The organism is Streptomyces sp. 4N509B (assembly GCF_052245655.1).
Classification (GTDB): Bacteria; Actinomycetota; Actinomycetes; order Streptomycetales; family Streptomycetaceae; genus Streptomyces.
In genome coordinates, this window is sequence record NZ_JBQQBZ010000003.1 from 143,860 (window position 1) to 167,624 (window position 23,765).

Annotated in this window: 20 protein-coding genes; 9 read left to right on the plus strand and 11 right to left on the minus strand. The window is 72.8% G+C overall.

Annotation, left to right across the window (positions count from 1 at the left end):
• Positions 1-48: 48 nt before the first annotated feature.
• Entirely contained in the window at positions 49-1,092 is a 1,044-nt protein-coding gene (locus tag ACTWP5_RS05000; protein WP_443219487.1) for an Lrp/AsnC family transcriptional regulator, read from the plus strand.
• A gap of 25 nt (positions 1,093-1,117) precedes the next feature.
• Here ACTWP5_RS05000 and ACTWP5_RS05005 read toward each other — a convergent pair whose 3' ends face one another.
• A complete protein-coding gene (locus tag ACTWP5_RS05005) occupies positions 1,118-2,131 on the minus strand; it encodes a DUF2637 domain-containing protein (RefSeq protein ID WP_443219488.1) in 1,014 nt (337 codons plus the stop codon).
• A 228-nt stretch (positions 2,132-2,359) separates the two neighbouring features.
• Between ACTWP5_RS05005 and lpdA the strand changes: the two genes are divergently transcribed.
• Positions 2,360-3,778: a dihydrolipoyl dehydrogenase gene (gene lpdA / locus ACTWP5_RS05010; RefSeq protein WP_443219489.1), complete on the plus strand. Its 1,419-nt coding sequence runs from the start codon at positions 2,360-2,362 to the stop codon at positions 3,776-3,778.
• 263 nt (positions 3,779-4,041) lie between these two features.
• On the opposite strand, the gene ACTWP5_RS05015 is transcribed toward lpdA, so the two are convergent.
• Complete coding sequence (locus ACTWP5_RS05015) at positions 4,042-4,830, minus strand: alpha/beta fold hydrolase (RefSeq protein ID WP_443219490.1); 789 nt, start codon at positions 4,828-4,830, stop codon at positions 4,042-4,044.
• A gap of 177 nt (positions 4,831-5,007) precedes the next feature.
• Positions 5,008-7,218 carry a protein kinase domain-containing protein gene (locus tag ACTWP5_RS05020; RefSeq protein WP_443219491.1) on the minus strand — a complete coding sequence of 737 codons (2,211 nt, stop codon included), beginning with the start codon at positions 7,216-7,218 and terminating at the stop codon, positions 5,008-5,010.
• Between the two features lie 140 nt (positions 7,219-7,358).
• Between ACTWP5_RS05020 and ACTWP5_RS05025 the strand changes: the two genes are divergently transcribed.
• Positions 7,359-7,979 (plus strand): hypothetical protein, encoded by a 621-nt coding sequence (locus ACTWP5_RS05025; protein WP_443219492.1) that lies wholly within the window; start codon positions 7,359-7,361, stop codon positions 7,977-7,979.
• Between the two features lie 99 nt (positions 7,980-8,078).
• On the opposite strand, the gene ACTWP5_RS05030 is transcribed toward ACTWP5_RS05025, so the two are convergent.
• The 4 genes from ACTWP5_RS05030 to ACTWP5_RS05045 form a co-directional block, all read right to left on the minus strand.
• Positions 8,079-8,414: a cupin domain-containing protein gene (locus ACTWP5_RS05030; RefSeq protein WP_443219493.1), complete on the minus strand. Its 336-nt coding sequence runs from the start codon at positions 8,412-8,414 to the stop codon at positions 8,079-8,081.
• 67 nt (positions 8,415-8,481) lie between these two features.
• Positions 8,482-10,464, minus strand: coding sequence for a DUF7507 domain-containing protein (locus ACTWP5_RS05035; RefSeq protein ID WP_443219494.1), 1,983 nt, complete (start codon positions 10,462-10,464; stop codon positions 8,482-8,484).
• A 664-nt stretch (positions 10,465-11,128) separates the two neighbouring features.
• Entirely contained in the window at positions 11,129-11,806 is a 678-nt protein-coding gene (locus ACTWP5_RS05040) for a lytic polysaccharide monooxygenase auxiliary activity family 9 protein (protein ID WP_443219495.1), read from the minus strand.
• A 332-nt stretch (positions 11,807-12,138) separates the two neighbouring features.
• Positions 12,139-12,672, minus strand: a complete 534-nt coding sequence (locus ACTWP5_RS05045) for an NUDIX domain-containing protein (RefSeq protein ID WP_443219496.1) — start codon at positions 12,670-12,672, stop codon at positions 12,139-12,141.
• Between the two features lie 321 nt (positions 12,673-12,993).
• On the opposite strand from ACTWP5_RS05045, the gene ACTWP5_RS05050 reads away from it, so the two are divergent.
• The gene (locus tag ACTWP5_RS05050; protein ID WP_443219680.1) at positions 12,994-14,217 is read left to right on the plus strand and encodes a glycosyltransferase; all 1,224 of its coding nucleotides are present in this window, start codon (positions 12,994-12,996) and stop codon (positions 14,215-14,217) included.
• Positions 14,218-14,258: 41 nt separating this feature from the next.
• On the opposite strand, the gene ACTWP5_RS05055 is transcribed toward ACTWP5_RS05050, so the two are convergent.
• Positions 14,259-14,606, minus strand: coding sequence for a VOC family protein (locus ACTWP5_RS05055; protein ID WP_443219497.1), 348 nt, complete (start codon positions 14,604-14,606; stop codon positions 14,259-14,261).
• Positions 14,607-14,899: 293 nt separating this feature from the next.
• Here ACTWP5_RS05055 and ACTWP5_RS05060 point away from each other — a divergent pair, with 293 nt between their 5' ends.
• Positions 14,900-15,742, plus strand: a complete 843-nt coding sequence (locus ACTWP5_RS05060; RefSeq protein ID WP_443219498.1) for a calcium-binding protein — start codon at positions 14,900-14,902, stop codon at positions 15,740-15,742.
• Positions 15,743-16,170: 428 nt separating this feature from the next.
• Positions 16,171-16,437: a hypothetical protein gene (locus ACTWP5_RS05065; RefSeq protein WP_443219499.1), complete on the plus strand. Its 267-nt coding sequence runs from the start codon at positions 16,171-16,173 to the stop codon at positions 16,435-16,437.
• Positions 16,438-16,679: 242 nt separating this feature from the next.
• Here ACTWP5_RS05065 and ACTWP5_RS05070 read toward each other — a convergent pair whose 3' ends face one another.
• Positions 16,680-17,882 (minus strand): IS110 family transposase, encoded by a 1,203-nt coding sequence (locus tag ACTWP5_RS05070; RefSeq protein WP_443219681.1) that lies wholly within the window; start codon positions 17,880-17,882, stop codon positions 16,680-16,682.
• 250 nt (positions 17,883-18,132) lie between these two features.
• On the opposite strand from ACTWP5_RS05070, the gene ACTWP5_RS05075 reads away from it, so the two are divergent.
• Positions 18,133-19,335, plus strand: a complete 1,203-nt coding sequence (locus ACTWP5_RS05075; RefSeq protein WP_443219500.1) for a helix-turn-helix domain-containing protein — start codon at positions 18,133-18,135, stop codon at positions 19,333-19,335.
• A 380-nt stretch (positions 19,336-19,715) separates the two neighbouring features.
• On the plus strand, positions 19,716-20,261 hold the full coding sequence (locus tag ACTWP5_RS05080) for a DUF7848 domain-containing protein (RefSeq protein ID WP_443219501.1): 546 nt from the start codon (positions 19,716-19,718) through the stop codon (positions 20,259-20,261).
• Between the two features lie 224 nt (positions 20,262-20,485).
• Here the strand turns inward: ACTWP5_RS05080 and ACTWP5_RS05085 are convergent, their stop codons facing one another.
• A complete protein-coding gene (locus tag ACTWP5_RS05085) occupies positions 20,486-21,562 on the minus strand; it encodes a saccharopine dehydrogenase family protein (RefSeq protein ID WP_443219502.1) in 1,077 nt (358 codons plus the stop codon).
• A gap of 188 nt (positions 21,563-21,750) precedes the next feature.
• On the opposite strand from ACTWP5_RS05085, the gene ACTWP5_RS05090 reads away from it, so the two are divergent.
• Positions 21,751-22,695: a helix-turn-helix domain-containing protein gene (locus ACTWP5_RS05090; RefSeq protein WP_443219503.1), complete on the plus strand. Its 945-nt coding sequence runs from the start codon at positions 21,751-21,753 to the stop codon at positions 22,693-22,695.
• Positions 22,696-22,746: 51 nt separating this feature from the next.
• On the opposite strand, the gene ACTWP5_RS05095 is transcribed toward ACTWP5_RS05090, so the two are convergent.
• Positions 22,747-23,742: an aldo/keto reductase gene (locus ACTWP5_RS05095; protein ID WP_443219504.1), complete on the minus strand. Its 996-nt coding sequence runs from the start codon at positions 23,740-23,742 to the stop codon at positions 22,747-22,749.
• Between the last annotated feature and the right edge of the window lie 23 nt (positions 23,743-23,765).

Genomic DNA, 23,765 nt, shown 5'->3' on the forward strand with positions numbered 1-23,765 from the left:
CGGACGCCCCGGATCGGCGCGATCCGACATCGCCTACGCTCTGACGCGATGGTCTCCGACATCCGTGGCGCGTTCGACGTCCTCGACCGACGCGTCATCCACGCCCTCCAGCTCGACGCCCGCGCCCCGTTCTCCCGGATCGCGGAGGTGCTGGGCGTCTCGGACCAGACCGTCGCGCGCCGCTACGCGCGCCTGCGCGCCCACGGCGGGCTGCGGGTCGCCGGCCTGCCGAACCCCCGGGCGCTGGGGCAGACGTGGTGGACGGTGCGGCTGGACTGCCAACTGGAGGCGGCCGAGGACCTGGCCCAGGCGCTGGCGCGCCGCGACGACACGCTGTGGGTGTGCCTGGTCTCCGGCGGCGCGGAGCTCACCCTCGCCGTGCGGGGCGGCGAGGGCGAGGGCGGTTCGCCGCTGCTGGAGCGGCTGCCGCGCCACCGGCGGGTGGTGCGGATGACCGCCCACTGCCACCTGCACACCTTCTTCGGCGGGTCGATGAGCCTCGTGACCAAGCAAGGGCTGCTCACCGCCGAGCAGGCCGCGAGGCTGCACGGCGCGGCGCCGGGCCCCGACGACCCCGACGCGCCGGTGCCGCCGCTGTCCGAGGCGGACCGTCGGCTGGTGGCCGCGCTGACGCCCGACGGGCGGACGCCGGTCCGCGAGTTGGCGGCGGCCACCGGCGAGCCGGCCACGAACGTGCGGCGGCGCCTGGAGCGGCTGCGCGCGACCGGCGGGCTCTACTTCGACACCGAGTACGACTGGCGCGTCTTCGGGCTCGCCAGCCGGGCGATGCTGTGGCTGTCGGTGGCGCCGGCGCGGCTCGCGGCCACGGGCGAGGCGCTGGCCACCCATCCCGAGGTGGCGTTCTGCGCCGCCACCACCGGGCCGAGCAACCTGTGCGCGGTCGTGGTCTGCCCGGACAGCGCCGCGTTGTACAGGTACCTGACGACGCGTGTCGCGGCGCTCCCGGCGATCGACCGCATGGAGACCGCGCCGCTGACCCGCACCGTCAAGGGCATCTCCCGCCGCTCCCCCCACCCGGCGACCGCCGCCGCCCGGCCCCACCGGCCGGCCGGCGGTCGGCCCGCGGCCTGATCCGCCGGGGCCCGCGGGACGGCCCTCAGCCGCGCGCCCTGGTGCGGGGAAGGGCGTGGCGCGGCGCGGGCACGAGGCCGATCAGGCGCACCACCTGGTGGAACGCGACCAGCGCCGAGACCGGCGGCAGCGCGGCCACCGCCATGTCCGTCAGGCTGTCCGGCGCCTCCGCCGCGCACAGCCCCACCGCGATGGTGGAGAAGATCACCAGCACCACCCAGGAGTGCGTCACGCGGTGCTGGTGGTGGAGGGCCGCGCGGAGGATGGAGAGCGAGGCGACGAGCCACGGCCCGTAGACCAGCAGCGGCCACCAGGCGGTCAGCGCCTGCGACACGCCGGGCGCGGCCACGCCGCGCAGGGGCTCGTAGGAGATGACGCCGCCGAGGACGCTGAGCATGGCGACGATCACGGCCGCCACGGCGGCGAGCACGAGGTTGATCAGCCGCAGCCAGGACGCGAGGTCGGCGCCGGGCAGGCGCAGGCGGAGCCGCACGCGGTGCCGGGGGCGCTGCGGCTGCCGCCGCTGCCGGCGGTGCCGGCTGGCCACCGCCCGTGTGCCCCCGGCACCGCGGGGATCGCGGGGATCGCGGGGATCGCGGGGGTCACGCGCGTCGCGCGGATCGCGCGGCGCGCGGCCTTCGAGACGCTCGCGCGGCTCGTGCCGTTCGCGCTGCTCGTGCCGTTCGCGGTGCTCGCGGGTCTCGCCCTGGTCGACGTACTCCCCGTAGTCCCCGTACTCGCCGTACTCGACATACTCGCCGTACGTAGCGTACTCGCCCGACTCCGTATAGTCACGGACCTCGCGAGCTTCCCGACCCTCACGGATGTCACGGGCGTCACGGACCTCACGGACGCCGGGAGCCTCGCCGTAGCCCCCCACGGTCCTCGCACCACCGAAGCCCCCGGCTCCGCCGTAGTCGCGCGCGTCGCCGTACTCCCCGTACTCACCGCGGTGTTCGACCTCGCGCTCGGCCGCCTGCTGCAACAGCCTCGCCAGTTCGCTCTCGAACTCCCGAGACTCCTGCGGAGAGAGCAACATCGTTTCCTCCCCGGCCGCCTCATAGGGTTGCGCCGTCATGACTCGTTCAACGAGCCACCCGAATGCCAGATGTGGGACATTTGGGTGAAGCGCCCGGTGTCTCCTACAACCACCTGTCACCCTCCAACGCCCCGGCACGGCTCCGCCACCGCCCCCCGGACACCGCCACCGCCCCGCGTGGTGTCATGGACGAGCAGGAACCACGCCAGCGAGGAGAGACTGAGACCGATGAGCACGCACTACGACGTCGTCGTCCTGGGCGCAGGACCCGGGGGCTACACCGCGGCCGTCCGCGCCAGCCAGCTGGGCCTGCGGACCGCGGTCGTGGAGGAGAAGTACTGGGGCGGCGTGTGCCTGAACGTCGGGTGCATCCCCTCCAAGGCGCTGCTGCGCAACGCCGAGCTCGCCCACCTCTTCACCCACGAGGCCCAGACGTTCGGCATCCGCGTCGAGGGTGAGGGCGCCCGCGTCAGCTTCGACTACGGCGAGGCCTTCAAGCGCAGCCGCAAGGTCGCCGACGGCCGGGTCGCGGGCGTGCACTACCTGATGAAGAAGAACAAGATCACCGAGTACGACGGTCTCGGCACCTTCACCGACCAGCGGACCCTCTCGGTGGCCCTGAGCAACGGCGGCACCGAGACGATCACGTTCGACAACTGCATCATCGCCGCCGGCGCCACCACCCGCCTGCTGCCCGGTACCTCCCTCAGCGACCGCGTCGTGACGTACGAGGAGCAGATCCTCACCGACCAGCTGCCCGGCAGCATCATCATCGCCGGCGCGGGCGCCATCGGCGTCGAGTTCGCGTACGTCCTGCACAACTACGGCGTGAAGGTCACCATCGTCGAGTTCCTCGACCGCATGGTGCCGCTGGAGGACGCCGAGGTCTCCAAGGAACTCGCCCGCCAGTACCGCAAGCTCGGCATCGAGGTCCTCACCTCCACCCGCGTCGACGCCATCGACGACTCCGACGCCTCCGCGCCCGTCCGCGTCACCGTGACCAACGGCAAGGGCGAGCAGCAGGTCCTGGAGGCCGACAAGGTCCTCCAGGCCATCGGCTTCGCCCCGCGCGTCGACGGCTACGGCCTGGAGAACACCGGCGTCGCCCTCACCGAGCGCCGCGCCATCGCCGTGGACGGCCGGGGCCGCACCAACGTGCCGCACATCTTCGCCATCGGCGACGTGACGGCGAAGCTGATGCTGGCGCACGCCGCCGAGGCCATGGGCGTCATCGCGGCCGAGACCATCGCGGGCGCGGAGACCATGGAGCTGGACTTCGTGATGATCCCGCGCGCCACCTACTGCCAGCCGCAGATCGCCAGCTTCGGGTACACCGAGCAGCAGGCGAAGGACGCCGGCTTCGACGTCAAGACCGTCAAGTTCCCCTTCACCGCCAACGGCAAGGCCCACGGCCTGGGCCAGGCCACGGGCTTCGTGAAGGTCATCAGCGACCAGCGCTACGGCGAACTGCTCGGCGCCCACCTCATCGGCCCCGAGGTGACGGAACTGCTGCCGGAGCTGACCCTGGCCCAGCAGTGGGACCTCACCGTCCACGAGGTGGGGCGCAACGTCCACGCCCACCCGACCCTGGGCGAGGCCGTCAAGGAGGCCATCCACGGCCTGGCCGGCCACATGATCAACATGTGACCCTTCGTTTGCCGGGCCAGGATCGACCCGTGTCCGACACGGACGGGGCGGCTGGTCGTGGTCGTCGTTGGTCGTCGTGGGCCGTCGTTTGACGGCCCGCAGGCGGCCCGCAGGCGCCCACAGGCGGTCCGCAGGGCGGACGGGGGAGCGGCCTTCGGCCGCGCCGTTCTCCCGCCGCTGCGCGGCTGGGCGCCGACGGCGGGCGCGCGTCCTCGCCGTCGGCACCTGGCCCACTGTGTCTCTTGTTCTCTTCGCCCCCGGGCTCAGCCCTCGCGTATGACCATGCGCAGGCGGGCGGCGAAGACGTCGGGGGCCTCGACGAACCCGGTGTGGCCGCCGGGGAACGTCGTCGGCTCGGTGCCCAGCGACTGAGCGAGCGCGCGGGAGGTTCGGTCGCAGAGCTGTCCGGCGGAGTCGTCGCCGACGCCCACCAGGATGCGGGTGGCCGCCGCGCGCAGGACTGCCGGATCGGGCCGCCAGTAGGTGGAAGCGCGCATCTCGTGCGCGAACCAGCGGCGCTCGTCCGCCACGTGCTGCGGCTCGCGCTCCCCGCCGAACAACTGCTCTATCAGGGGCTCGGGCATCGTGATGTCGGCCTGGGCGAAGAACTTCCTCCATGCCCCCGTCACGTCGCCGGCAAGGTAGGTGGCGATGAGGTCCTCGGTCCCGGTGCGCAGTTGCTCCCGGTCCTTCAGGAGCTCGATCAGCGGTGGCTCGTGGGCGACGACGGTGTGCACCTGGTCGGGATGGGTCTGGGCGAGGGCCAGCACGCTGACGGCGCCGCCGCTGGAGCCCACCGCGATGGCTGGTCCCGCGTCGACGTGGGCGATCAGCCGGGACAGGTCGTCGGCGCGCAGTTCGGGTGTCGAGTCCTGCTCGGGGTCGTCGAGCGTGCTGCGGTTGATCCCGCGTGGGTCGGTGGTGAGCACCGTGTGGTCGGTAGCGAGCAGTTCGGCCAGCGGGGCGAAGGCCGCAGCGTCCATCGGGGCACCGGCCAGCACGACGAGGGGGCCCTCGCCGCGCACTTCGTAGTGCAGGCGTGCGCCGGGCACCCTGAGGGAACCGACGGTAGCGGTGTCAGTCGGGTGAGTGGTCATGCGTTCTCCGGACGAGGCTGTGACAGGTCTGTCGATGAGACAGACCTCCCGGATGGTGCAAACTCATCGCCCACGGAACGAAACGGCCGACTGCGAAGCTGCGAAGCACCGGGCAGCGGCCGACCAAGCTGCTCAGTCAGGAAGGTCGACCGCGTACACGAGGCCGGACGAGGTCACCGCGAAGACGCGGTCGTCGAGGACGACGGGAGCGGACCACCCTCCCCACGGGCTGCCGGGCACCCGCACGCTCGGCTCGGCGGTCCAACGGAGGCTGCCGTTGCCCAGATCCAGCGCGGTCAACCGGCCGTCCGGGTCGGTGAACAGCAGCACCTCGCCGGCCACCGTGAGCCCGGAGAGGTATCCGGACATGTCGAGCTCCGCGCGCCACCCCACCGTTCCGTCTGCCGCGTCGAACGCGGTGAACGTGCCCGCACCGTCGTAGGCGTAGCCGACGCCGCCGGAAAACGTCACCTGGCCGTGCTCCGTGTAGTGGGGACCGCTGCCGGGCAGCGCGACGCGGGTCCACGTCGGCTGATCGAGGGCGAGGCGGTGGACGGCGGTGGCGAACTCCACGGGCGCGGACGGGTCCTCGGGCGCGGGTCCGGCGAGGAAGTGCGCCACGCCGTCGTCCTCGCCCACGTAGAGGTCCAGTTGTTCACCCCCGTCCGGGGGCTCGGCCGACCAGGCGGGCCACCGCGGTTCACCCCGCGCGTCCACCAGGAGGTAGGAGACGGCCGAGTGGCCTTCCGACCGAATGCGTTCGACGAGGACGCCAGCCGTCAGGTCGTAGACGCCCCGGACGAGGTACCCGGCCGGGACCGACAGGCTGCCGACGTCACCGAGCGTCGCCGGATCCTGGAACACCAGGCCGGCACCCCGTTCCACCACCAGCACCGAGGGCGTCAGCAACCACCCGTACTCCGGTTCCGGTGCCTGGGCCAGCTCCGCGCCGTCCGCCATGGCGAACGCCCGGATCACCCCGCCCGCCGCCAACAGGGCCACGTCCCCGTGCCCCTCGGCGCCCGACCACTGGAGGCTGCCGTCCGCCCCGACCGCCGAGTGGTCCCACAGGACGTCACCGCTGGCGGGGTCCAGTGTCAGGATCATGCCGTCGTCCATCCCGGCGCAGAACAGCGGCCCGGCCGCCGGGCCGGCCGCGTTGCACGACAGCTCGCCGCCCACGTCCGGATCGCGTTCCCACACCGGCGTGAGCGTGCGCGGCGCGCTGGAGCCCGAGGGCGCGACGTCCGACCGGTCGTCGGTGGCGTCGCCGCCGCCGTCGTCGCCGTCCCGGGTGCCGAGGAGCGCCCACGCCCCGGCCGCCACCGCCGTCGTGGCCCCCGCCGCCAGCCCCACGGCCAGGAGCGCGCGCCGCCGCGTGGGGCGGTGTTTCGGGGTGGCCGGCGGAGCCGGCAGGACCGGCGAAACCGACGGGACCGACGGGACCGACGGGTCCTGCGGGACCGGCGAGACCGACGGGTCCTGCGGGCCTGGCTGCCGCGGCCGAGCGCCGGCGCGGCTGTCGGCGTCCGCCGCCAGTTCCAGGACCTCCGGCACCGAGGGCCGGCCGTCCGGGTCCTTCACCAGGCAGCGGGCCACCAGCTCGCGTAACCCCCCGGGGACCGCGTCGAGCAAGGGCTCCCGGTGGACGATGGCGTAGGCGGTGGCGAAGGGTTCGAGCCCGGCCGACTCCGGGTCCTCGAACGGGCTGTGGCCGGTCACGGCGAACGCCACCACCGACCCCAGCGCGAACACGTCCGTCGCGGGCCCCACCCGCCGGGGGCCCTCCAACTGCTCCGGCGCCATGTACGCCGGCGTGCCGACCATCACGCCGGTGTGCGTCAGCGCCCGGGTCGCGGTGGCCGACCAGGAGATGCCGAAGTCGATGACCCGCGCGCCGTCCCGGGCCAGCAGCACGTTGGCCGGCTTGAGGTCGCGGTGCACGATGCCCTGCCGATGGATGTCCCGCAGGGCCTCCGCCAACTGCCCGGCCACCCGCGCCGCCTCCGGCACGGGGAGCGGGCCGCCGTCGCGCACCCGTTCGGCCAGCGTCTGCCCTGGCACGTACTGGGTGGCCAGCCACGGCGGGGAGCCCTCCGGGTCCGCGTCGACGACCGGCACGGTGAACGCCCCGCTGACCTTGCGGGCCGCCGCCACCTCCCGCCGGAACCGCGCCAGGAACAGCGGGTCCTCCGCGTACTCGGGCCGGACCACCTTCACCGCCACCTGGCGCCCGGTCGCGCTGCGCCCCAGGTACACCACGCCCATAGCGCCGGCCCCGAGCCGCCGCTCCAGCACGTACCCGCCCACGCGGCGCACTTCGGATTCCCCAGGTCCGGACACGCGAGCATTATCCCCTGGAGGAACGATCGGGGGAGGAGGGCGCCGGGCGGCGCGGTCAGGACACACGGCACCTGAAACGACCCGAGGCAACGGGAAACCCGCCCGGCGTCAGAGGGGGATGGCACACTGTCCGACCGAACGTGACCGGACAGGTGGTGGAGACGATGGGTGACTACTTCGAGCGGATCGTCGATGTGGAGGTGACCGGCGAGGAGGCCGGGCCACTCGCGGAGCGGATGGTCGACTGGATGGTCTCCGAGGGCCTGATCACGCGTGAGCTGTCCAGCGACAGGGTGTTCAGCCACCCCGTGACCGAGGGCTACGTGCGAGGCCCCAACTGGGCGCGAGCCGTCGCCGACGCCTCGAACCCGGACTGGCTGCCCGGCCCGGTGGCCGTCGTCGTCGGTCGTGACTACCACGTCGGCGGTCAGGGAGTCGACACGCCGGAACTCGCCGTCTGCCCGCGGTGTCAGAGCACGACGGTGATCATCAACTACCCGGAGCAGTTCGAGGCGGAGGACGAGGTCTGGCAGCCGTTCAGGGACGGCATCGCCGCCTGGATGGAGACGGGCGAGGGGAACGCCCCCTGCCCCGCCTGCGGCGCCTCCGTCCCGGTCACCCAGTGGCGGTGGGACGGCAGCTTCGCCGTGGGCGCCCTCGCCTTCGACTTCTGGGACTGGCCACCGCTCTCCGACGCCTTCTGCGCCACGTTCAGCCAGCAGCTGGGACACCGCACCGTGGAGCACGGGGGCAAGGTCTGACGGGAGTCGCGCACCCCCAGCACGCTCACCGCGGGGGCACGCCGCGCGCAGCGCGGGGCCGCCCGTCGACGTCCCGTCGTAGGACCGTGGCGCGCGTCCCTACGCCTCCGACGCACGGGAGCCGTACGCCGGACCGAAGACCACCAGCAGGGTCAGGTCCTCGGTGACGTCGACGAAGCGGTGTTCCTCGCCCGCCGGCACGAAGATCACCGCGCCGGGGCCCACCTCGGCCGTGCGGTCCGGGGTCGCGATCTTCGCGCGTCCGGCCGTCACCACGTAGATCTCGTCCTCGGTGTGTGGGCTCTGGTCGTCGCGCCCGCCGGCCGGAACGCAGTACGTCCCCACCGACAGGTCGGGCGTCCGCAGCTGCTCCACCCAGTCGGTGGCTCCTCCGGCGGGCGGCGACCACGTCCCGGCGCCTTCGATGATCTCCATGGCCGGATCCTGTCAGGCGGGCCCGTTCGCGTCCCCTGCTTTTCACGGGCGCGCCCGACGGCTGGTGTCACGGTCGCGGCGGGACCTGGTGGTCCGCCTCGGTGTTCCCGGCGGCCGGGAGGCTGAGCCACCACTCGTGGTGCTCCCTCGTTCCCTCCCTGCCCGCGCCGTTCCCCTTGCCCTTGCCTTTGCCCTTCCCTTTGTCCTTGTCCTTGCAGTGGCACGGGTCGGGGTCCTTGCCCGGGTGCTCCTTGTCGGGGCGGTTGGTGAGGGTGGCGGTGTATCCCGATGCGGTGAGTTCGAAGGGGCCGTGGACGGTCTCGGACGGGACGTACCCCTCGGGGGCCCGGGATTCACGGAGGTAGTAGGTGCCCTGCGGCTGTTCCTCGAAGACGCACCGACCGTCGGTGCCGGTCGTGCACTCGTCGACCAGGGTGTCGGCGTCGTCGCCCGAGTGCTGGAGACCGGGGCGGCCGTTGGTCTCCCGCCACAGTTCGATGACGGCGCCGCCGAGCGGCTCGCCCTCCTCGGCGTCCACCTTGTCGACGGTGATGTCCCCGCCCGGCGTGCCCACCGGCAGGGACACCTGGTCCTGTTCCGGTCCGACCTGTTGGCCGTCGTGGACGGCGGTGGCGGTGGCGATGTTGGTGAGGTCCCCGCGTGCCACGTCGTCCTCGGTGACGATGACGGTCGCCGCGCACGTCATGCTCTCTTCCGGGGCCAGCGTGGTCCCCGGGCACGTGATCGGGCCCAGCCGGTCGTCGGTGACGGACACGTCGGTGAGGTCCGTGTTGCCGGTGTTGGTCACCGTGTAGGTGTAGGGGACGGCGTCGCCCGCCTGGAGGGGGAGGCTGATGTCGTCGGGCACGGACTTGTCGATGCTGAGCGCCGGGGTGAGGGCGCTGACGACGACGTTGCGGATGAGGTGGACGTTGGACCAGACCCCGGTGGAGCCGGCGAAGCCGAACGCGTAGGTCTCCGGTACGGGCTCCGGTGCCGGGGTGGTGAGGACCTGCTGGGCGCCCTGGCCGTCGTTGAAGTCGATCCAGACGGTCAGCACCGGGTCGGGAACGGGAGTGATCCGCACCGTCACCGTCCGCTTGGACACCTCCAGGTCCTGCTCGGCCTGGGCGGGGTCGTCGGAGACCTCGGTGGTCGGCCCGTGGAGCTCGCCGGGCAGGCTGGACTCCCACCCGGTGGCGTCCGAGTGCTCGCCCGTGTAGGTGGCGTCGAGGAAGCAGTAGCCCTCCAGGCCGTCGCCGGGGCCTCGGACGGTGACCATGTTGGGGCCCGTGCTGGAGATCGTCGGGAAGGCGGTGCCGGCCGGCGACCGCTGGTCGGCGGGGCAGCCGCTGCCGCGTCCCTCCCCGTCGTTGAAGAAGTTGCCCAACACGTCCAGGCCGATCCCGACGTAGCCCTGGTCGACGCCGGGCACGACCGCCTCGGCGGGGTCGTTCTTCTGCGCGTACCCCAGGCTGCCGCCGAAGGCGCCGGGGGCGTCCAGTTCGGCGTCGCCGTCGACGAGGAAGAACGAGATCCCGTCGGCGGGGCGCCTCTCGCCGTTGAAGACGGCGGTGGGGCCGTACTGCCACTGCTCGAAGCTGACCACCAGCCCTTCCTCGGCGGGGATGGGCGTGTCGTACAGGGCGGCGCCGGCCTGGTCGGTCCTCGCGTCGGTGAGCTGGAGGTAGCCGTAGCCCTCGCCGCCGGGTGGCGGCACCGGCCCGCTGGCCTCCGTCGGCGCGGGGCAGCCGCCCAGGGGGTGGGCGCCGTCCCCCGGATCGTCGGCGGCGACCGGCGCCCCCGTCAGGCAGGCGGAGCCGTAGCCGAGGAAGTCGGGGGCGGTGGCATCGGTGAAGTCCTCGTCCACGTAGACGGTCGGGCCGGGCGGGGGCTGGGCGGCGGCGGGCAGGGGCGCGACCAGCCCCGTGGACAGCAGCGCGAACCCGCTCAGCAGCCCGAGGCCGCCTCCGGCCAGACGCAGGGAGCGTGCCGGTCTCGGTCTCGGTCTTGGGCGCGGTGCGGCGGCGGTCGTCGATCGGGCGAGCATGTCCGGTGCTCCTTCGGGCGATGGGGCTCGGTGGGCGACGTCTCGTTCGATCCGGGCTGATGCCCCGGGTGGAGGTGGGAGAGGGGCGGGGTCGGGGGCGGTGTGCCGCGTGGTGCGGCGCGGCGCGGTGACGCGGGGGCGGCCGTGGCGGCGGCCCGCCGGTCGCCGGTCGCCGGTCGCCAGGGCCTGTGTCCTCGCATCATCAACGGGGCCCGGCGCCGGGGCGCGACGCGCCACACCCCCTTCACCCGACCAGGCTCCGCGTTCTGCCGGGAAGGAGACGCGGGGCCGACGACCGCCCATCGGACCGGCGACGGCGGCGGGGAGGCGCGCACACGTGAGGGGCGCGGCGGGTGGGCCGCGCCCCTCACGCTTCGGGCGTCATCGATCGAGGTCACACCAGGAGGACAGCCGCCCGAACCGCCGGCCCCACACCCGGGCCCGGCTCTGCGGACCAACAGGGCCGGCCGGGCGGCGGCCGCGCGGCGGCCGGGCTCCGGCCGGGCGTGGGGCCCCCGGAAACGCCGAACCCACCGGGTCCCGCGAGGGACCCGGTGGGCTGTGGGGGGATCGCCGACCGGTCGGTTCGCCCTGACGACCCGACGGTCGGCCCGGTGGGTGGCTCGGCGTGCTGGCTCAGCGCCGTGGCTGACGACGCGGTGGCTCAGCCGAAGTTGACGTCGCTGCAGATGAAGTACGTCTGGTCGAGGTGCGAGGCCTGCCAGATCGTGTACACGACGTGGTGACCCGAGCGGCCCGGGGCGCTGACGTCGAACGAGATGTTCTGCGCCGGGGCGTAGCTGCCGGTCTCCTCGACGAGCTCCAGGTCGTCCCAACCCAGAGCCTCGGTCTGCGCGTTGTAGCCCTGCTTGGTCACGTAGACCTGGAAGTAGTCGGCACCGTGGCTGGCCGTGTCGTACAGCTCGACGGTGAAGTTGCTGCCGACGTTGGTCGTGGTCCACGCGCCCGGGTTGTCGAGCGAGGAGGCCAGGCCGCCCTGCGCGTCACCGGCGCTGCACAGCTTCCCGCTCGGGATGTTCTGCTGGAACTGGCCGTTGAGGTTCTCGCGGAACAGGCTCATCCAGTTCCACATGGTGTTCGGGTTCGCCTGGAACGCCTGCCAGCACATGGGGTCTTCCTGCTCCATGGCCGGGTTCATGTGGTCGTCGCCCCAGCGCTCCCAGCAGCTGTAGCTGCGAGAGGCGGGGTTGACGATCGAGCCGTGCGCCTCAGCGGAGTCGGTCCACGGACTCATGAACAGGGTGAGGAGTCCGACCACGCCGGCCAGCACCGGTGCGATCACCCGCAGCGTCCAACGGCGGGTGGTGGCGTGTGCGTCCATACTGTGCTGCCTCCGTCTTCCGGAAAAGGTGGGGGGTTTCCGGGTCGTTTCCGGCTCATTCCAGGATTGGGAGCGCTCCCATGCGTCGGGGAGCCTACCTGTCGGTCCACGGACAACACAGCCCTCCGCGCGGCCGTCTCCACGGGATTCTCACGCCGTTCACAGTCCCCGCTCCGGGCGGGTGCCCGACCGTCGCAACCGTTCGCGTTCGTGCAAGACCGTGCCCCGACGGAGCCGCTACGGGCGGAGGGACAGGGTGGAGGGACTGGGGTGAGGACTGGAGGGAGGGACTGGGGTGAGGGCCCGGCGGGGACGGGAGCCTTCCCGGGTCCTCAGCGGTTCCGCTCGTCCATCAGCAGGTAGAGGAGGCCGACGAGGGACGCGCCGCTGACGATCTCACGGCGGTCGATCATGCCCCGCACGCTCGCGAGCGGCACCCACTCGACGCGGTCGGACTCGTTCTGCTCGGTGGGCGGGCCGATGTGGGTGGCGGTGTCGGCGCGGAAGACGTGGTGCTGGGAGTCGGTGATGCCGTTGGCGGGCTCGGCGTAGATGAGGGGCTTCATGGGGCCGGGCCGCCAGCCCGTCTCCTCCTCGACCTCACGGGCCGCCGCGGCCTCGGGGGTCTCGCCGTCCTCGATCAGGCCCATGGGCAGCTCCCAGGCCCACACGTCGGTGATGAAGCGGTGCCGCCACAGCATCAGCACCTCCCGCCGGTCGTTGACCACCGCGCCCACGGCGAGGTGGCGCAGCCGCACCACGTGGTGCTCCCAGCGCTGCCCGTCGGGCACCTGGACGTCGACGACGTCCAGGTTGAGCCAGTGGTTGCTGTAGACCCGCCGCTCGCCGTGGGTCGTCCATTCCATGACCGCCGCCTTCCTCGCCGGTCGTTTCTCCCGCCGGCCTCGCCGACGGTACCAACGGGCACGAGAAGGCCGCGAGACGAAGCGCGAAAGTCAGAAATCCTGACGGAATGAGGAATGAAGGAAATGAAGGAACGACGATCCGAAAGAATGACCAACGGAAACCGCGAAGCGGCGGACGGGAAAAACAAGGGCAAGGAGCCGTTGGCTCCCTGCCTGTGCCCACCCTATAGCGCGCCGGGGGGCTTGCGGCAAGCCCCGGGTGATGCCGCAGAATCGCCGGCCTGAGTCAGAACGACGAGAAACGGGGGTCGCGACGTGCGTGTGCTGTTGTCGACGTACGGGTCGCGCGGGGATGTCGAGCCGCTGGTGGCTCTCGCGGTACGGCTGCGGGAGCTGGGCATGGAGGCCCGGGTGTGCGCGCCCCCGGACGAGGACTTCGCGGGGCGGCTGGACGAGGTCGGCGTGCCGCTGGTGCCCTTCGGACCGTCGGCGCGCGCGCTGACGAGGGCGGCACCGCCGCCGTCGTCCCTGCCGCAGCGTGCGGCCGAGGTGGTCGCCGCCCTGTTGGACGTGGTGCTCCCGGCGGCCGAGGGGTGCGAGGTGCTGGTGGCGACCGGCATGCTGCCGGCCGCGGCGGGCGGGCTGTCGGTGGCCGAGAAGCTGGGCGTCCCCGCCGTGTCGGTGACGTTCCAGCAGCTGACGCTTCCCTCGCCTCACCGGCCGCCGCTGGCCTACGCGGGCCGGCCGCTGCCGCAGGAGGTGACCGACAACCGGGTGCTGTGGGAGCTGGACGCCCAGAACGTGAACGAGCTGTTCGGTGAGGCACTGAACGTCAACCGGGCGTCGGTCGGCCTGCCCCCGGTGGACGACGTCCGCGGCTACGTGCTCGGGAAGCGTCCCTGGCTGGCGACGGACCCGGTCCTCGACCCGTGGCGGGCGACGCCGGGCCTCGACGTCGTCCAGACCGGCTCGTGGATCCTGCCGGACGTGCGCCCGCTCCCCGACGAGCTGGAGACCTTCCTGGCGGCCGGCGAACCGCCCGTCTACGTGGGCTTCGGCAGCATGCCGCTGCACGCGGCGCCCGACGCCGCCGAGGTGGTCGTCGAGGCGGTCCGGGCGCGGGGCCGCCGCGCCGTCGTGGCCAGCGGCTGGGCCGACCTGACGGTGCTCGACGGGCGGGAGGACTGCCTCGTCGTCGGCGAGGTCAACCAGCAGGCGCTCTTCGGCCGGGTGGCCGCCGTCGTGCACCACGGCGGGCAGGGCACCACGACGACGGCGACGCGGGCCGGCGCGCCGCAGGTCGTCGTGCCGCAGCTCGCGGACCAGCCGTACTGGGCCGGCCGGGTCGCCGAGCTGGGCGTCGGCGTGGCGCACGACGGCCCGACGCCGACGGTCGCGTCCCTGTCCGCCGCGCTGGGCACGGCGCTGTCCCCCGGGACCCGGGAGCGGGCGACCGCCGTGGCCGACACCATCCGCGCCGACGGAACGACGGTGGCGGCGAGGCTGCTGGTCGACGCGGTGAACCGCGTCCACGCCCGGCGCTGACCCGAGCACCCTCGGGCTTCGGCCGGCGGGACGCGGTGCGTTCATCGGTGGCTCAGGACGTTGACCACCGTGCCGTCGGGGTCGCGGACGAAGAAGCGGCGGACGCCCCAGGGCTCGTCCGTCAGGGGGTGAACGATCTCGGCGCCGCTCGCCAGGACCGCCTCGTGCACCGCGTCCACGTCCTCCACCTCGACGCTGATGTCGGGCTCCACGGGCGCTGACGCGTCCTGACTCATGAGCAGGATCTGGGCCGTGGGGTTCGACGGCGAGCTCAGCCCCATGACCCAGTCCATGCCGAAGCTCTCCCGGAAGCCGAGCCTCTCGTAGAACGCCCGGCTGGCCTCGAAGTCCTCACAGCGGATGTCGGGTGTGACACGTCGGATCGTCATGGGACCGACGGTAGTGGCGGGGTGTGACAGTCAGGGGCATCGCCCGCGCCGTCGCGGCGCCCACCCGGAGGGCACCGCGGCGGGATTCCGCGGGTCCTCGGCGTCCACGCCGCCCGCACACAGGCCGGCCGGCTCCCACCATCAGCCGCCGTGAGCATCGGCGGGCTGCACCTGTCCCAGCGTCGTCTTTGCGACACGCCTGTCCCGCTGGGCAACCTGACGCTCTCTTTCATGAGTCACACAAACCGACGTGCTCCAAGGGGGGGCACGAGAAGGAACTGTGGAGGGGAAGCATGCGCGCAGTGACACTCGGAGCCGCACGGAGAACCGCGGGCCGCTGGCCGGCCGTCGCCGCGGGGCTGGGGCTCGTCGCCCTGGCGGGTGTGGGCCTGGGGGCCCCGTCGGCCGCGGCCGACACCGGGGCGTCGGCCGCCATCGACCAGGCGGCACAGACCCTCCGTTACGTGGGTGGCGGCACGGGCAACGACGTCACGATCACCCCCGGCAGCGACGACGTGACCGCCCACATCGACGACGTCGTGCCCATCGTGGCCGGCGAGGGCTGCACCCACCCGGACCCGGCCGACACGACGCGCGTGACCTGCACGTTCACCGCGTCCGCCGACGAGACGACCAGCGTGGTCATGCACCTCGGCGGCGGGGACGACTCGGGCGCGCTGTTCCTCGTGGGTGACGTGAGCGAGATCCACGGCGGAGCCGGGAACGACTCCCTGGCCGGCGGCACCGTCACGACCCTGTACGGAGACGAGGGCGAGGACTCCCTCAACGGGGGCGGCGTGGCGTGGGGCGGCGACGATGACGACACGCTGCGCCCGTCCCGTGAGGCCCACGGCGAGGCCGGCAACGACACCATCCTCGCCAACCCCGACTACACCGGGGTCCAGCACATCGTCGGCGGGCTGGGACACGACTACGTCGAGGCCGGCCCCGGCGACGACGTGATCTACGGCAACAGCGGCGAGGACGAGGTGTACGGCGGCATAGGCAACGACTGGATCTCGGGTGGTCCGGACGCCGACACCCTCTACGGCAACAGCGGCGACGACTACATTCGCGGCGGCGACGGGGACGACTTCATCTCCGGCGGCCCCGGCACGAACGACGTCGCCCAGTGAGTCTCCACCGCCCGCGCTGACGCGCGTCGGGAGAGTTCGTCTCCTCGGCGGTGCCCCCCTGCGCCCCCTCGAGCCCGGCACCCGCCGGACGGCTCGCGGGGGCGCGTCCGACGTTCCCCGCCGGGGCCGCGACACACGCCACGGCACCTCGGCACCTCGGCATCTCGGCGCCTCTCCCCCGGCCTTCACGGAAGTGTCCGGGCAGCCGGAGGGTGGCGGGCCGGCGAGCGGGCCCGTGCCGGCGCACCAGGACCGCCGGGGAAGCCGGAAACGGTGCGACCCGGAAGGCGTGAGCGCGGGGAGCGTGGCGGGCGGCGCCGCGTGCTGCTGGCGCCGGTGAGTACCAACTGAACGGGTGCCGGACCGGCCGCACAGGCTGGAGCTCAGCGGACCGATCCCTCTGAGGTCCACTGACGACAGGAGACGCGATGTCCCGCAGAATCCGCCTCGCCGCAACGGCCCTCGTCTTCGCCGCCGCGACCACCCTCCCCGTGATCACCGCGGCGCCGGCCCACGCCGACGCCGAGGGCTGCGTCAACTACCTCAACGCCCAGGACTACAGCGGCGACGCCGTCAACGAGGCGTGCGCACAAGGCGCCGACGGCAACATCGACTCGTGCCTCCACATCCTCACCGAGGACGCGGGTGTGCCGGTCCCCACGGCGCTCCGTGCCTGCCTCACGGCCGCCAACTAGGAACGGGACGACGGCCGGACGTTCCGGCGTTCGCCCCAGCGCGTAAGCGTGTAACGGTGCCCCTGCGAGCCGTCCCGGCCCGTGGGGGCACCGCCGTCGTCGCCGGGGGCGGGAACCCACAGACAGAGGGGTGGTCGGTGTATTTGTTCGATGTTCCCTCGACCGAAGCCGGGAGTACCGTTCTGACCATCACGATCAGAACGACGGGAATCTCAATGGCCTTGTCAATGCGTAGGCCGTCCTCAGGCTACCTGCGCCGGCGCAGGCGGGTCCGCGGTGAACAGCCGGTTGTCGCGCAGGAGTGCCCAGAGCACGTCGACCAGGCGCCGAGAGAGTGACAGGAGGGCTTGCTGATGCTTGCGGCCTTCGGTTCGTTTCCTCTGGTAGTAGGTCCTGCTGGGGCCGTTGGCGCTCAGGCTCGACAGCGCTGCGAGGTAGAACACCCGTCGCAGCCGGCGGTGATAGCGCTTGGGCTTGTGCAGGTTCCCGGTGACCCGACCGGAGTCCCGAGGCACGGGTGCGAGGCCCGCGTAGGACGCGAGGTGGCCGGAGTCGCGGAACGTCGACAGGTCGCCGGTGGCGATGATGAACTCCGCGCCGAGCTGGGGTCCGAAGCCGGGAATGCTCGTGATCACCTTGGACTGCGGGTGCTGGTCGAAGGCTTCGGCGATCGCCCTGTCCGCTTCCCTGAGTCGGGTGTGCAGCGACAGCAGGGTGCGCGCTATCTCGGAGATGAGACGGGCTGCCGTCTCCTCGCCGGGCAGCTGCACGGTCTGAGCTCGCGCCGCGGCGACAGCACGCTCCGCAATGTCGAGGGGCTCACGGACTCGCCCCTGTTTTCCCAGGTGGGCAGCGATCCTGGTCCTGCCGGCGCGGCGGATCGCCCCCGGGGTCTGGTATCGCTCGACGAGCAGGAGTGGCGCGCGGTTGGAATAGTCGAACTCCCGCTCCAAGGCCGGGAAAATGCCGGTCAGCAAGTCGCGGAGGCGGCTGATGCCGCGCACCCAGTCGGCGTTGAGGTCGGCCCGGTGGGCGGTGAGCATCGCGAGCTTGGAGACCAGGTCCCGCGGCGGTCTAGCCGGCAGGAAGTCGCGGCGCATCCGGGCGGTTTGCGCGATGGTCACCGCGTCCTTGGCGTCGGTCTTCGCCTCGCCGGGGAAGGCGCCGGCCATCCGGTTCACCGTTCGGCCGGGGATGTAGACGACCTCTTGCTCGGCGGCCAGGAGCAGAGCCAGCAGCAGCTTGGCCGCGCTGGACGTGAGGTCGACCGCCCAGGACGCTTCCGCGCCGGAGGACGTCACGGTGTCGATCGCGGCCTCGATCGCCGCCTGGTCGTTCTCGACACGCAGGGACCACACCGCATCGCCCGCGGAGTCCACGGCGGCCATGTGATGCGCCGCCTTGCCCGCGTCGATTCCGACCCACACAGGCCCCGACTTCGGCAGCCCAGGCTGCTTGAACTTGGGCACTCAGCCCCTCCTCATCGCTGCGAGGGGTCAGGCGCCCGACGGTCACTCCGCCAGCAGGTCCTTAGACAGCGACGATTCGCGGATCTCAATCAGCGGCCGGAGATCCCTGGGAAGCCGGGTGGCCATTCCCGTCGAGCCACAAGCCAACAAGCCAGTATCAGCCACGCCCGGCATCCCTGGGGCCCAGAACCCCTGTTCCGGACGAGCAAGATCCTAAGGAGTAGGTATGCCCGACGGCGAAGTCTCCACACGAACGATCGGGACCAGAATTCAGGAGTTGCGGAGTATTCGCGGCTTCTCCCTGGCAGAACTGGGGCGTCGCGCCAACGTCTCCGCCCCACACCTGTCCCGGATAGAGCGCGGCCAGCGCTACGCGACGCCAGGAGTTGTCGCGTCGATCGCGCGGGCGCTGGGCGTGGGCGTGTCGGTGCTGCGCGGCCAGCCCTACATCCAGATGCTCCAGAAGGACAAGCTCGACGCGATGCTCTCCCCCATCAGCAGCGCCCTGGACAGTTGGGATCTGCTGCCGGACGGCGAACCACCGCCCCGCGCGCTGGACGTGCTGGAGGCCGAGGTGGAGCGCGTCGTCAGTCTCCGCGTCAGGACCGAATTCGTGGCGGTAGCCGAAGAACTGCCGGGTCTCATCGTCGAGTCCGCTCTCCTGGCACAGACGTACGACCGTTCTGGCCGGAATCGCGAGCGAGCATACGCAGTCCAGGCCGAGGTGGCGCGCACAGCGGCGGTGATCGCCTACCGACTGGGATTCGTCGATATCGCACGGCTCGCGCTCTCTCACATGCGGGTGGCGGCGCCTCTGTCGGGGGACCCGCGCCATGTCGCTGTGGAACGGTACGAGCGGGCGCACATCACGCACTTCGAGAGTTCACGCCCCGACCGCGCCGTGGCGTTGATGCGCCTCGCCCTGCGGGATCTGGACGACGACAGGGCACGTGCCACGCGGGCTGTGCGCGGCACTCTTCAGTTGCGAGCCGCGATCATGGCCGCCATGCAGAACGACGCCAGTGGCGCGGAGGACTGGATCGGACAGGCGGGAGAACTCGCCCGCCTCACCGGGGAGACCAACGACTACGCGATGGCCTTCGGGCCGCTGAACGTGGCGCTCAACAACATGGCTGTGGCGTCGAACCAGAACAACCACGCCAAGGCCCTGGAGAGCGCCGCCGCCGTGCGTCTTCCCGCCGGTTACCCGCCGACCAGGGCGGCGGGGTTCTGGATCGAGAAGGCAAGGTCCGAGATGTGGACCGCCCGGCATGACGACGCGTTGGAATCCCTCCAACAGGCGAGAAGGGTTGCGCCGCAGCTCACGCGCTACCACCCGGGGGTGCACGAGACGGTCGGCACGCTGCTACGGGCGCGGGCGAAGGCCCCCGGTCCGCTGAGGCGGTTCGCCCGGTGGAGCGGTGTGTAACACGTCGATCGCTGTGCGTCAAGCGATTCCACGGCTCTGGCAATGCCAACCAGGCAAGGCCGGAGCCGTTTCGCGCGGGCAGGCTGATGGTTGATCAGAGCCCCTGACGCCGAAGGCCAAGGACCCCCGCGGCCGCTAGGGACGGCCCGGGGGCGTGGCCTTCAACCAGTGAGGGGTTGACGACGTGTTCAAAGCTACCGGGCGGCCGGTGCGCGCGGAGGGGCCCCCTCCCCCACCGACGCGGCGTCGGGCCAGGGCCAGCAGGCGGGAGGCCAGGACAGCACCACGCTGCGCAGGCTCCGCGCGTTGGCGCGGGAGGCCAACGAGGTCAGCCGGAGGAACCGGGTCAGCAAGGGCGGCAGGCTGCGGCGGGGGGTGCGGTGAGCGCCTACGTGGTCCTGCGGGGTACCGCGTTGAAGCTGTGTGCGGAGCGCGCGGCGGAGGCGCCCGACCCGCTGTGTCGGGTGGCGTGCCTGACGTGTTCCGCCGAGTCCGAACTCGTGCGGGACGATCCGAGGCCGGCCCAGCTCTGGGCCCTCGGCCACGCCGAGGAAGCCGGCCCGGAACACGGCCAGTTCCGTGTCACCGCCCACCGGTACTGGCGGGTGTACCCCGTTCACGCGCAGGTGGGCGCGGCGCCCTGGCCGCCGGCCGGCCGGACCGGTGGCCCGGCGGTCCCGGCCACTCTGGCCGGCGACGCGCCGCGCTGTTGGAGAACCCACGCCCGGCGGCACGGGCACGGGCGCGGGCGTGGGCGTGGGCGCGGGCACGAGGGCGGCGGGCTGACGCACGCGGGGCGCCGGCTGGGCCCGTTGCTCCTGTCGGCTCTGCTCCTCGTGGTGCTCGTTCTCCTCGGAGCCGCGGCGGCCGGCGGGCGCGGTCACCACACCGTGGGTGACAGCGCTGAGGGGAGGGAGGGGCCGTAGCCGGCCCGGCCCCGTCACGGCAGGAGTCCCCACAGAATCCCGGCCACCCCCGAGGTGGCCGGGCAAGTCCCCCGACCGGACAAGCCCCGAGCGGTTCAGCGGACGCTCCCGCCCCGGTCCGCCCCTTCGCTGGGGTGCCGCACAGCGGTGAGGGACAACCGGCCCGCCCCCGTGTCGACGCGGGGGCGGGCCACCCGACCGTGGGGGGGTGGTGCCGTCATCCGTTACGGGCGCGGCTCCGGGGAGGTGGAGCCGGAGGGGAGGGAGACGGAGAGGTGGGGGGACAGCGCGCGGAGGAAGTCGGGGGCGTCGAAGATCTCGCCGGCCGAGGCGACGCCGACCGCCCTGGTCCGTCCCGTGAGGATCCGGTCGACCGCCTCCACGGCGAGCGGCGCGGTGACGGCGTAGATGTCCCGGCCGCTGGCCACGGCGCGGCGTTCGTCGCCGCCGGAGCGCACGAGGACGTCGACGAGGAAGGTCTGCGCGGACCGTCCGTGTTCGTCGACGGCGGCCGGCGCCGGGGTGTCCGGGGCGGAGAGGTCCCTGGCCGCCTCGGTCGTCATGTACGTGCGCACCTCGGGGATGTGCAGGTGGCTGGGCACGGTCACGACGTCCGCCATCGAGAACTCCCCGATGACCTCCCGGGCGCCCATCGGTTCGGGGAAGGGCCACCGCAGGGTCGGCGGGGCGTCGTCGCGGTACTCCAGCGTCCCGTTCGCGAACCGGACGCGTCGGCCGTCCCGCCGCTCCCGGGAGACGGCGCCCGCCGCCCGCGTCCCGGGCGTGGGGTGCCAGCTGGTCAACCCGTAGGCGATGTGCGCCTCGTCGGCCGTCGTCCAGTCCTCGCCCATGGCGGCGGTGGTCAGCAGGTCGCCGAGGCCGCCGTAGAAGGCCATCGCGGGGACGATCACCGCTCCGGCGGCGCGGGCGCGGTCGGCGAAGTGGGCGAACGTGTCGACGTTGGCCTCGATCTCCGCCGCCACGTCCACGTACGGGATTCCGGCGCGCAGTGCCGCCTCGATGACGGGGGCGGCCGTCGTGGCGAAGGGCCCGGCGCAGTTGATCACGGCCGCCGTGCCGGCCAGGGCGCGGTCGAGGGAGGCGGGGTCGTCGACCGAGGCGGCGCGGGTGTCCGGTTCCGACGCGGAGGCCGTCTCCGCCGCCAGCTCCTTCAGCCGGTCGGCGTCACGCCCGCTGAGGACGGGGGCGAACCCGCGCTCCAGCAGCTCGGCCACGACGAAGCGCCCGGTGTGCCCGTACGCGCCGAACACCGCCACCCTGGCCCGTGCTCCCGATCCCATGGGTCTCTCCCTCGCACTCACGCGCTCTCGCGCTCTCGCGCTCTCGCACTCGCCTGGTTCGACGGGTCCTTCGCGGTCCGTCGTGGCCATCCTGTCGAGGACGGGCACCCCGCACGAGTGTCCGGAACGACACGACCCATACAATTCCGGACGTGGACCCTGACGCGAACGCGCACGCTGACCCTGACGTGAGAACCGTCGCACTGGCCGTCACGAACGGCATGCTGCACTTCGAGCTGTCCCTGGCGTACGAGGTCTTCGGCTCGGCCCCGGACGCCGTGGCCGGCCCCTGGTACGACCTCGTCGTCTGCGGCCCCGGCCCCGTGCGGGCCGGCCGGTTCCTGCTGGAGCCCGACCACGGCCTCGACCAGCTCGCGCGCGCCGACACGGTGATCGTCCCCGGCTGGGCCGACGTCGAGGCGGAGCCGCCCGCCGAGCTGGTCGACGCGGTGCGCGCGGCCCACGAGGCCGGCGCGCGCGTGGCCTCCCTGTGCACGGGCGCGTTCGTGCTGGCCGCCGCTGGCCTGCTGGACGGGAGGCGCGCGACCACGCACTGGGCACACACCGAGGCCCTGGCGGCCCGCCACCCCCGGGTGGAGGTGGACCCCGACGTGCTCTACGTCGACGACGGCAGCGTGCTCACCTCCGCCGGCAAGGCCGCCGCCATGGACCTGTGCCTGCACCTCGTCCGCCTGGACCGTGGCTCGTCGATCGCCAACGTCGTCGCGCGCCGCCTCGTCGTGCCGCCGCACCGGGACGGCGGCCAGGCCCAGTTCGTCACCGCGCCGGTGCCCGCCCCGGACAACCACCCGCTCGCCGAGCTCCTCCCCTGGGTGATCGAACGGCTCGACCGTCCGCTGACCGTGGAGGACCTGGCCCGGCAGGCGCGGATGAGCTCACGTCACCTCGGTCGCCACTTCAGGACGGTGACCGGCACCACCCCGTTGCAGTGGCTGCTGACCCAGCGGATCCGCCACGCCCAGGAGCTGCTGGAGACCACCGACGACAGCGTCGACACCATCGCGGCGGCCACCGGCATGGGTACGGCCACCACGCTGCGCCGCCACTTCAACCGCACCGTCGGCGTGCCCCCGGACACCTACCGTCGCACCTTCCGCTCACGGGTTCGGTGACCGGTGACCGGTGGCCCGGTCACCGGCCGGCCCGGTCACCGGTCACGGCGGTCAGGCGGCCTCGTCCAGGAGCCGGCGGTGCTCGACCGACAGCGCCAGGCGCACGCCGGCGAACGCCTCGTCGAGCTGGGCGGGGCCGCTGACGCCGACGATGGGGGTGATCGGCGGCTCGCCGCCGACGAGCCAGGCGAGGACGACCTGGTTCGGCGTGACGCCGAGGTCGTCGGCCACGCGCGCGAGGGCCGCCAGGCGCCGTTCGTTGCCGACGTGCCGGAACGCGTCCGCCAGCGCGGCGGCGCGCTCCGGGCGGGTGTAGGCGCCGTTGAGCAGCGCCGTGTACGCCCACAGGCTCATCCCCGGCTCCGACTGCACGTAGTCGAGGGTCTCGTCGGTGACCCAGCCGAAGCGGTGGCCCTGGTCGGGGACGGGGGCGCCGGGGCGGGGGGCGAGGTAGGAGTGGCGCAGCTGGAGGGCCGTGTAGTCGGCCCAGCCCTGGGCGGCGGCGAGGCGGCGGGCGCGTTCCACCCGCCACAGGGGGTGGTTGGAGGCGCCGAGGCGGGCGACGGTGCCGGCCGCGACGAGTTCGGCGAGGGCGCCGGCCGTCTCCTCCAGGCCGACGCTCCGGTCCTCCATGTGGGTCCAGTACAGGTCGATCCGGTCCGTGCGAAGGCGCCGGAGGCTGCCCTGGACGGCGGCCTTGATCGCGGGCGCGGACAGGCCCTGCCGGTTCGCGGGCCACTCCCCCGGACCGTCCGGCTCGGCGCCGACCTTGGTGGACAGGACGATCCGCTCGCGCATGCCGGGACGGCTCGCGAGCCACCGGCCGATGATCTCCTCGCTGTGCCCGCCGTGGCCGTCCGGCTCGGCCCAGAAGGCGTAGCAGTCGGCGGTGTCGATCAGCGTGCCACCCGCGTCGACGAAGCGGTCGAGGATGTCGAACGCGGACTGCGCGTCGAGGCGGGTGCCGAAGTGCATCGTGCCGAGGGCGAGAGCGGTCGTGGGCGTGGACATGGGCGTCGACGCGGGCTGGGGCGTGGGCGTGGTCATGGGGCTGTCCTCTCCCGTCAGGC

Excerpts from the sequence above, each read along its gene's own strand:
- ACTWP5_RS05040 (WP_443219495.1), bottom strand. The coding sequence starts at position 11,806 with ATGGACGCACACGCCACCACCCGCCGTTGGACGCTGCGGGTGATCGCA.
- ACTWP5_RS05065 (WP_443219499.1), top strand. The coding sequence starts at position 16,171 with ATGTCCCGCAGAATCCGCCTCGCCGCAACGGCCCTCGTCTTCGCCGCC.
- ACTWP5_RS05045 (WP_443219496.1), bottom strand. The coding sequence starts at position 12,672 with ATGGAATGGACGACCCACGGCGAGCGGCGGGTCTACAGCAACCACTGG.
- ACTWP5_RS05095 (WP_443219504.1), bottom strand. The coding sequence starts at position 23,742 with ATGACCACGCCCACGCCCCAGCCCGCGTCGACGCCCATGTCCACGCCC.
- ACTWP5_RS05055 (WP_443219497.1), bottom strand. The coding sequence starts at position 14,606 with ATGACGATCCGACGTGTCACACCCGACATCCGCTGTGAGGACTTCGAG.
- ACTWP5_RS05075 (WP_443219500.1), top strand. The coding sequence starts at position 18,133 with ATGCCCGACGGCGAAGTCTCCACACGAACGATCGGGACCAGAATTCAG.
- ACTWP5_RS05030 (WP_443219493.1), bottom strand. The coding sequence starts at position 8,414 with ATGGAGATCATCGAAGGCGCCGGGACGTGGTCGCCGCCCGCCGGAGGA.
- ACTWP5_RS05060 (WP_443219498.1), top strand. The coding sequence starts at position 14,900 with ATGCGCGCAGTGACACTCGGAGCCGCACGGAGAACCGCGGGCCGCTGG.
- lpdA (WP_443219489.1), top strand. The coding sequence starts at position 2,360 with ATGAGCACGCACTACGACGTCGTCGTCCTGGGCGCAGGACCCGGGGGC.
- ACTWP5_RS05085 (WP_443219502.1), bottom strand. The coding sequence starts at position 21,562 with ATGGGATCGGGAGCACGGGCCAGGGTGGCGGTGTTCGGCGCGTACGGG.
- ACTWP5_RS05035 (WP_443219494.1), bottom strand. The coding sequence starts at position 10,464 with ATGCTCGCCCGATCGACGACCGCCGCCGCACCGCGCCCAAGACCGAGA.
- ACTWP5_RS05005 (WP_443219488.1), bottom strand. The coding sequence starts at position 2,131 with ATGTTGCTCTCTCCGCAGGAGTCTCGGGAGTTCGAGAGCGAACTGGCG.
- ACTWP5_RS05000 (WP_443219487.1), top strand. The coding sequence starts at position 49 with ATGGTCTCCGACATCCGTGGCGCGTTCGACGTCCTCGACCGACGCGTC.